General features: G+C 27.7%; 9 protein-coding genes and 1 pseudogene. 8 read left to right on the top strand and 2 right to left on the bottom strand.

Going from position 1 to position 8,928, the window contains the following annotated elements:
* Window positions 1–171: 171 nt before the first annotated feature.
* Window positions 172–432 (bottom strand): annotated as a pseudogene (locus tag JOC49_RS12735) (relaxase/mobilization nuclease domain-containing protein); the annotation flags it as partial.
* A 1-nt stretch (window position 433) separates the two neighbouring features.
* On the bottom strand, window positions 434–787 hold the full coding sequence (locus JOC49_RS12730; protein ID WP_204665418.1) for a plasmid mobilization protein: 354 nt from the start codon (window positions 785–787) through the stop codon (window positions 434–436).
* A gap of 327 nt (window positions 788–1,114) precedes the next feature.
* Between JOC49_RS12730 and JOC49_RS12725 the strand changes: the two genes are divergently transcribed.
* The 8 genes from JOC49_RS12725 (at window position 1,115) to JOC49_RS12695 (ending at window position 8,743) form a co-directional block, all read left to right on the top strand.
* Window positions 1,115–2,272: a TlpA family protein disulfide reductase gene (locus JOC49_RS12725; RefSeq protein WP_204665417.1), complete on the top strand. Its 1,158-nt coding sequence runs from the start codon at window positions 1,115–1,117 to the stop codon at window positions 2,270–2,272.
* 21 nt (window positions 2,273–2,293) lie between these two features.
* Window positions 2,294–2,446, top strand: a complete 153-nt coding sequence (locus JOC49_RS13415) for a CD1871A family CXXC motif-containing protein (protein ID WP_003426158.1) — start codon at window positions 2,294–2,296, stop codon at window positions 2,444–2,446.
* Complete coding sequence (locus JOC49_RS12720) at window positions 2,439–3,329, top strand: 4Fe-4S binding protein (protein ID WP_204665416.1); 891 nt, start codon at window positions 2,439–2,441, stop codon at window positions 3,327–3,329. Before JOC49_RS13415 ends, JOC49_RS12720 begins: the two co-directional genes overlap by 8 nt.
* A gap of 127 nt (window positions 3,330–3,456) precedes the next feature.
* Window positions 3,457–4,626 (top strand): ABC transporter permease, encoded by a 1,170-nt coding sequence (locus JOC49_RS12715; protein WP_459251393.1) that lies wholly within the window; start codon window positions 3,457–3,459, stop codon window positions 4,624–4,626.
* 9 nt (window positions 4,627–4,635) lie between these two features.
* Window positions 4,636–5,292 carry an ABC transporter ATP-binding protein gene (locus JOC49_RS12710; protein ID WP_204665414.1) on the top strand — a complete coding sequence of 219 codons (657 nt, stop codon included), beginning with the start codon at window positions 4,636–4,638 and terminating at the stop codon, window positions 5,290–5,292.
* Window positions 5,292–6,668: an ABC transporter permease gene (locus tag JOC49_RS12705; protein WP_204665413.1), complete on the top strand. Its 1,377-nt coding sequence runs from the start codon at window positions 5,292–5,294 to the stop codon at window positions 6,666–6,668. Before JOC49_RS12710 ends, JOC49_RS12705 begins: the two co-directional genes overlap by 1 nt.
* A 97-nt stretch (window positions 6,669–6,765) precedes the next feature.
* Window positions 6,766–7,419 carry a response regulator transcription factor gene (locus JOC49_RS12700; RefSeq protein WP_204665412.1) on the top strand — a complete coding sequence of 218 codons (654 nt, stop codon included), beginning with the start codon at window positions 6,766–6,768 and terminating at the stop codon, window positions 7,417–7,419.
* Window positions 7,420–7,423: 4 nt separating this feature from the next.
* Entirely contained in the window at window positions 7,424–8,743 is a 1,320-nt protein-coding gene (locus tag JOC49_RS12695; protein ID WP_204665411.1) for a HAMP domain-containing sensor histidine kinase, read from the top strand.
* Window positions 8,744–8,928: the final 185 nt, after the last annotated feature.

Raw genomic sequence — 8,928 nt, 5'->3', positions numbered from 1 at the left:
ATAATTGGTCATCATGTGACCTCCTTTATAAGTATTTGCATTGAATCAATACATATTCTAATTATAAAGGAACTACAATTGTTGGCTCAAAAGCTACGGAACTATGGCTCAATCTAAAACGGAATGGTGGCTCATTGTTATCGGACACACGGCTCAGAAGACACCGGAATACTCAGCCAGAGCAAGACCTATCTCGTGTGCTTTTTCAGGACTTACCTCTCCAGGGACAAAGCTTTGTATTAAATGTCTAGCTAAAACTGTTCCTCTAGTATCATTGATTTCCCTCGTATTCATAAACTGTAAATGAGCAGTTGAGGGAGAGCAACCATCAGAACTGATCAATATTTGTTCATCAGTTTTTTCATCACTAGTAATATAATCAATAGCAAGGCTGAGAGTAGATTTGATGGGGTGTATTTTTGTAATAGCCATATCAATCAGACCTATTCATATATTTTCTTGTTAAGATATTTTGAATTTTTATTATCTCTCTTGATATATCATCATTCTCTTTTTTTAAGTCTTCAATATCCTCTCTATAGATTATTCCTGTACTATTTACTCTCTTTGCAATTTGATTAAGGTTGTTAGAGTTCTTCCCTATAAGAGTTTGTAGCCTTCTAAAAATACTCATATCAATTACAAATATAGGAGCTTCAAGGACACTTTTCCTTATAAAATGAGCCATTGATTTTGACTTACTCATCTCATGTTTTTTCTTAAAAAGTTCTTTTTCTTCTGTTGTCAGCTTAATTTCAATACGTTCATTTCTAAATCTGTTTGTCATATGAATCCTCCCTTTCTTTTTTATTTAAACAGGGTATTAGGGGTGTCCCCTAAATCATTCCGATAGGAACAAGTAGAAAATTGAATAAAAAGAAGCGAGCCCAAAAGGGTCCGCTTCATCAATTTTCTCGTAAGTGTCCGTACACTTACTGTGCTTGCTCATATACTAATCGTGTAAGAACAACTTTAAGCATAATATTTATATTATTATACCATAGTTTGGAAAAATAAAAAATTATATTTCATCAACGTTTCATAAAAGGTGTGTAGAATATTATTGAAAGTAGTTATAAACTGCTGTTGTGTAAAAATAAAGGAGGAAAAATTTATGAAAAAAATAGTATCAAGAGGAGCGTGTGTATTACTTACGTTATGTTTGAGCTTAAGTGCAGTTGGCTGTCAAAAAAGTAATGAAAACAATAAAATTAAAGAAGGACAATCCATAAGTTCTGAAGAAGCAGGCATGTCAAATAATGCAAATGGCAAAAATGAAACTTTTAAACCGTCAGATTATACATTGGAGGCAAAGGAAGAATATGTTTATGAATATTTAGGGCTTAAATTCAAACTCTCAGACAAAGTTAAAAAGTATATGACGGATAAAAAGATAGCGATATTAGATGATCAAAGTCCTATAGATAAAGAACTAAAGTATGCTATTTTGACATTTGAAAAAATGACGGAAGAACAAAAAAATGCAGTTATAGAAAAAATGGGCGATGGTTATGAAAAATGGAAGAATGGGCTTGAAAGAATTGGGACTATTGGTATATTTGAAAAAAATATGTCAGAAGAAAAAATATCTGAAATTACAAGATGTGATACTCATACTAAAATAGGAGTTTCAAGTGATGGAAAATACGATTGCTATTTAAGCACAAATAGCGGAGCTGAAAGTAATCTTCTGGATGAATTAAATAGAACTGAGATTCAAATTATAGATAAAAAAGAACGTCCTAAAAATGGTTTTGTGCTATCAGAAAAAACTGATTTAGAAAATACAGAAGCATTTAACAAAGAATCGGTTAAAGATTTACGTAAACTATCAACAAAGGACATAAATGGCAAGGATTTTACAAGTAAAGATTTTGAGAAGTATGATCTTACTATGGTAAATGTATTTGCAACTTGGTGTACAGCTTGTGTAAAGGAAATTCCTGATTTGGTTGAGGTTCAGAATGAAATGAAAAGCAAGGGTGTAAATATCGTTGGAGTTGTTACAGATACTGTTGATGATAACGGTGAAAACAAGGAAGCAATTGAAAAGTCAAAGTTAATACATGAAAAGACAAAGGCTTCATATCCTTTCTTAATGCCAGATAAGACAAACTTTAATGGTAGATTGAATGGTATACAGGCTATGCCAGAGACTTTCTTTGTTGATAGTAATGGAAATATTGTAGGTGATACTTATTCTGGGGCAAAGAGTGCAAAGGAATGGAAGCAGGTAATTGAAAAAGAATTGGAAAAAATAAAAAATAAATAAAAGTAAAGCGGTGATTGGTATATGGTTAATAAGTTTTTAAAAAGCCGTGCCTTGTCTTTATTAATTATCTTTATTAGTATGGCGATGATTTACTATGGTCATAGTAATGGAGAAACTAAAGTTGTCTTGGATAAGGCGATAAGAATTTGTATGGAGTGTATTGGAATTGGATAGAATTAAAAATATTATAAATGGTAGTACAAAAAAAGATAAATATAAAATAAGAGATCGTTTTAGGCATTTATTTCAATCCGTTTGGTTTTTAATTACTAATTCTTACTTTGAAGGGTTTAAGACTGGTAAAATCTACGGTGGGAATTTAAAGAAAATTTGTGTTCCGGGTATGAACTGTTATTCATGCCCGGGAGCAAAAGGTTCTTGTCCTATAGGATCGCTACAGGCAGTGATTGGAAACTCGAACTATAAGTTTAGCTATTATATAGTTGGCTTTATGTTCTTGATAGGTGCGCTTATAGGAAGATTTGTTTGTGGATGGCTATGTCCATTTGGATTGATTCAAGATTTGCTACACAAGATTCCCTTTTTTAAAAAAGTTGAAACATTTAAGTTTGATAAACATTTGAGAAAATTGAAATATATAATATTGATTGTCTTCGTTATAATACTTCCTCTATTTTTAGTTGATATTTTAGGGCAAGGGTCTCCATATTTTTGTAAGCTTATTTGTCCAGTTGGTATGCTTGAGGGAGGATTACCGCTTGTATTATTGAATAAAAGTATGAGAGGAGCTATAGGATTTTTGTACTATTGGAAGGGAGTAATTTTAATACTTACTTTATTAGTTTCAATAGTAATATATAGACCTTTCTGTAAGTATATCTGTCCTCTGGGGGCTATTTATTCTATATTTAACCCGATTTCAGTATTTAGGTATAGATTAGACGAAAAAAAGTGCATAAGTTGTGGTAGATGTAAAAAAGTTTGCCAAATGAATATAGACCCAGTTGAAAATTGTAATCATCTAGAGTGTATCAGGTGTGGACGATGTAAAAATGCTTGTCCTGTTGATGCAATTAGTTTTGGAATAAAAAAATAGAGAGGAGCTTATCAGGAAAGTGATAAAAAATGCAATAGCATATATTACAAGAAAGAGAAATAGAACTTTAATAATTTTTATCATATTAACTATAGTTCTTTCTTGCTTGTATTCTTGTTTAACAATAATGAAATCAAGCAATGAAATAGAAAGGGCTTTATATGAAAGTTCTAATTCTTCAATATCAATAACAAAAAAAGATGGTAAATATTTTAATGTTAATCAATTTAAAGATATTGAAAAATTAAAAGAAATTGAAGAAAAAATAATTCAATATGATGGATTAGCAAAACTAAAAGATGCTAAAGTAGTTAGCGGAGAACAAAGAATAAATAGAGAAGATTTATCTGACGAATTTAAGAATGTTGTTTCACTCGAAGCTACAAATAATACTAAAAGAAATATTTTATTTAGTAGTGGAGTATTTACAATTAAAGAAGGTAAAAATATAGAAGAAAATGATAAGAATTCAATTATTGTTCATGAAGAATTTGCTAAACAAAACAATCTAAAATTAGGTGATGAAGTTGATCTTGAATTACTAGATATTGAAAAAAGTGGAAAAATAAAAAGTCATAAATTTAAAATTATAGGGATCTTTTCTGGTAAAAAACAGGAAACATATACAGGATTATCTTCTGATTTTAGTGAAAATATGGTTTTTGTAGATTATTCAACAAGCCAAGAGATATTAAATAAATCAGAAAATAATAAAATCGCAAATAAAATTTTAATGTATTCTGGTAGTGCAGAATCTACAGACTTAGCCTTAAACAAATTGAAAGAGCTTAAAATTGATGAGTCAAAGTATTTTGTTGAAAAAGATTCTAATGCGTTTGAAGAGTCTTTAGAGTCAGTGAGTGGAATAAAACATATAATAAAAATAATGACTTATTCTATTATGTTAGGTGGGATGGTTGTTCTTTCATTAATCTTGATTCTATGGTTAAGAGAAAGAATTTATGAAATAGGTATATTTTTATCTATTGGAACATCTAAGATACAAATTATAATGCAATTTATATTCGAGTTAATATTCATATCGATACCAAGTATAATATCTTCCTTATTTTTAGGAAATGTATTACTAAAAGTAATTGTAGATGAATTCATTAACTCAGAGGACTCAATGATTTCCGGTGGAAGTTTAATAAATAATAGTAGTTTTATGTTAAATATAACAACACTTGGACAAAGTTATTTAATATTAATAAGTATTATTGTTTTATCAGTTGTATTTGCTTCTTCATTAATATTAATCAAGAAGCCTAAAGAAATATTATCAAAAATAAGTTAGGAGGCAATAATGGATATATTAGAAATAAAGAATGTAGCATATAGTTATGCAAATTCTAAAGAAAAAGTTTTGTCAGGAGTAAATCAAAAATTTGAACTTGGGAAGTTTTATGCGATAGTAGGAAAGTCAGGAACAGGAAAATCTACACTTCTTTCCTTACTTGCTGGACTTGATAAACCTCAAACAGGAAAAATATTGTTTAAGAATGAAGATGTACAAAAGAAAGGATATAGTAATCATAGAAAAAATAATATATCTTTAGTATTTCAAAACTATAATTTAATAGATTATTTATCACCAATTGAAAATATTAGATTAGTAAATAAATCAGCAGATGAAAGTATCTTGTTTGAACTAGGTTTAGATAAAAAACAAATAAAAAGAAATGTTATGAAATTATCTGGTGGACAGCAACAAAGAGTAGCTATTGCTAGAGCATTGGTATCAGATGCTCCAATAATACTAGCTGATGAGCCTACTGGTAATCTAGACAGTGTTACTGCTGGAGAAATAATTAATATATTAAAGACATTAGCTAAAGATAGAAATAAATGTGTAATAGTTGTAACACATAGTAAGGAAGTAGCAGATTCTGCGGATATCATTTTAGAACTAAGTGGTAAAAAGTTGAAAAAAGTAAATAAAATGAATTTGGAGGTTGAATAATGATAAAAAATGCATTTGCTTATGTAACTAGAAAAAGCTTAAAATCATTAATTATTATATTAGTTATTTTATCTATGTCAACTTTAAGTCTCATTAGTTTATCTATTAAAGATGCTACGGACAGAGCTTCAAAAGAAACATTTGCTAATATAACAAATAGTTTTTCTATGGAGATAAATAGACAAGTAAATCCAGGAACACCTAGAGGCGGGGGAAATGTAAAAGGTGAAGATATTAAAAAGATATCTCAAACAGATAGTATAGACTCCTATGTAAAAAGAATAAACAGTGTTGCAGATTTAGTTGATTATGATATTATTGAAACTCAAGAGACTCTTGCGAATCAATCACCTGAAAGAGCAAAGAATTTTAAAAGAACAGTTATGTTAACTGGGGTTAACGACTCATCAAAAGAAATAAAATTTGTATCAGAAGCATATAAATTAGTAGAAGGAAAGCATTTAGAAAATGAAGATAAAAATAAAATCTTAATGCATAAAGATTTAGCTGAAAAAAATAATCTTAAAGTTGGAGATAAGATAAAAATAAAATCTAATTTATTTGATGCTGATAATGAGAAAGGTGCAGATGAAACAGTAGAAGTAGAAATTAAAGGTCTATTCGATGGGCATAATAGCGGTGGAGTAAGTGCAGCACAAGAACTATACGAAAATACATTAATCACTGATGTTCATACAGCTGCTAAAGTTTATGGTAATACAGAAGATACAGCTGTATACCAAGATGCAACATTCTTTGTAAAAGGTGATAAGAATCTTGATAGTGTAATAAAAGATCTTGGGAAATTAGATATAAATTGGAGAGAATATAATTTGATTAAAAGTTCATCAAATTACCCTGCATTACAACAATCTATATCAGGTATCTACTCAATTTCAAATAAATTATTTGTTGGCTCATTAATATTTGCAGGAGTTGTAGTTTCATTATTATTATTCTTATGGATGAATGCTAGAAAGAAAGAAATAGCAGTATTACTATCATTAGGTATATCAAAATTAGAAATTTTTGGTCAATTCCTAATTGAGATGGTATTTATATCAATCCCCGCATTCGTTGGTTCTTATTTCTTAGCTCAATATACAGCTGATAAGCTTGGGAATAATATATTGAATAAGGTTACTGGTGATATAGCTAAACAAATAGCTAGACAATCTGCATCTAGCCAATTAGGTGGTGGGGCAGAAGCTGAAGGATTTAACAAGACATTATCAAGTTTAGATATAAATGTATTACCTAAATTCATAATTTATGTAGTTATATTTATGAGTTTAGTACTTCTTGTATCATTGATTATTTCTTCATTCAATATATTAAGAAGGAATCCAAAAGAATTATTAATTGACAATAATTAAAATTTTCGGTGCTTTTTAGCACCAAAAATTTTTTGGTTTTTAAATATCAAATAATATGCTGTATAATATAAGTGTATAGGCTTAAGTAGAGGTATATATGAAAATATTAACTGTTGAAGATGATAATATGATAAGAGAGGGAATAAGTGAATATCTTTCAGAATTTGGATATACTGTTATTCAAGCTAAAGATGGAAGAGAAGCCTTGTCAAAATTTAATAGCGATATAAATTTGGTTATCTTAGACATTCAGATACCTTTTATAAATGGTTTAGAAGTGTTGAAAGAAATTAGAAAGAAAAGCAATTTACCAATTCTAATCTTGACTGCATTTAGTGATGAAGAATATAAAATTGATGCATTTACTAATTTAGTAGACGGATATGTAGAAAAGCCATTTTCATTGCCGGTCTTAAAGGCTAGAATAGATTCTTTAATTAAGAAGAATTATGGACATTTAGAGAAGTTTGAATATAAGGATCTATCGGTTAATTTTAATAGCTATACAGCTAAAATAAATGGTGAAGAAATAGATGTAAATGCAAAAGAACTAGAAATATTAAAATGTTTATTGGATAATAATGGACAAGTGTTAACAAGAATGCAAATTATTGATTATGTATGGAAAGATAGCGAAGAAACTCCTTATGATCGAGTAATAGATGTATATATAAAAGAACTTAGAAAAAAATTACAATTAGACTGTATAACTACTATAAGAAATGTAGGATATAAATTGGAGAGAAAATGAGAAAATGAAAAAATTAAAGATATTTCCAAAAATGTTCATACAAATATTTTCTATTCTTGGAATAATAATTATATTAGTTCATTCATTAGTTTTTTTTATCTTTCCTAAAACATATTTGGAGACGAGAAAAGAAAAGATTCATAATATGGCAAATGAAATTTCTAGTAATATGAATGGAAAAGAAATAAAATATATAGAACAAACTTTGGAGCTTTATTCTAAGGGTAGTGAAATAAAAGCATTTATAAAAGAAAAAAATAATAAGAATGAAATACAAATCAAAGATAATATAAATGTTAATTTAGAAAGTGATAGTAATTCTTTGATAATTGAAGAAAGAGAAATAAAGCTTAATGATGGTAAAAAAACAAATCTACAATTTGTTTCTACAGCTGATATGCAAAAAGATGCGAAAGATTTAAGCCTTAAATTTTTACCATATTCTTTATTAATATCAATTTTATTTTCTGCTATTATTTCTTTAATTTATGCAAAATTAATAAAAAATAATATACAAGAAATAAAAATTGTTACTGATAAAATGATGAAACTTGATAAAAAAATGCGTTTAAAAGTTAGCTCTAATGATGAAGTTGGAGAATTAAAACAACAAATTAATGATTTGTATTCTACTTTATTAAGAACAATTGACGATTTGGAATTTAAAAATAAAGAAATTTTAAAATTAGAAAAGTTAAAATATGACTTTTTTAAAGGTGCATCCCATGAACTTAAAACTCCTCTTGCTAGTCTTAAAGTAATACTGGAAAACATGAAATACAATATTGGGAAATATAAAGAAAGAGATATTTATATTAATGAATGCATTGAAATCGTTGATAGTTTAACAAAAAATATTTCTCAAATATTATCAGTTCATTCTATAGAAAATTTGAATAATGATGAAGAATATTTGAAAATAAATGATACATTAGAAGACATATTAAAAAAGTATGAAATATTAGCAAATCAAAAGAAAATAACTGTCAATAATTATATATTAGATGAGAATGTTTATATAGGAAAAACAGCTTTAAAGATTATTCTATCTAATTTGATTAGTAATGCGGTAAAATATACTGATGTAAATGGGGTAATTAATATTGGGATAGTTAATGATTGGTTATATATAGAGAATTCATACGGTAACAATAAAATTTCGAATATGGATAAAATATTTGATGTTAAATTTGATTTAAATAAGGAAAATAGTAATGGATTAGGTTTATATATTGTAAGTAATATTCTGAATAATTACAATATAGAATATAAAGCATTGCAGGATGAAGAATTTTTTATCTTTAAAATTAAAATATTTTCTTAAATAAGATATAATTTTGCAATAGTTATTGAAAAATAGAGACTTATTATTAGCCATGGAAGTAAAGACTTTTTTCTTATTGAAAGTGAACAGAAAATCTGAACTTCCGGCATAATTAACTCTCAGACATCTGAAAAATGATTTCAAATTCTCTGAAAGTGTTCTTTTTCCAACGAATTCAGCGAAAT

Source organism: Fusibacter tunisiensis, from assembly GCF_016908355.1.
GTDB lineage: Bacteria > Bacillota > Clostridia > Peptostreptococcales > Acidaminobacteraceae > Fusibacter_D > Fusibacter_D tunisiensis.
The sequence above is the reverse complement of the archived record's forward strand: the minus strand, read 5'-3'. Positions and strand labels throughout refer to the sequence as shown.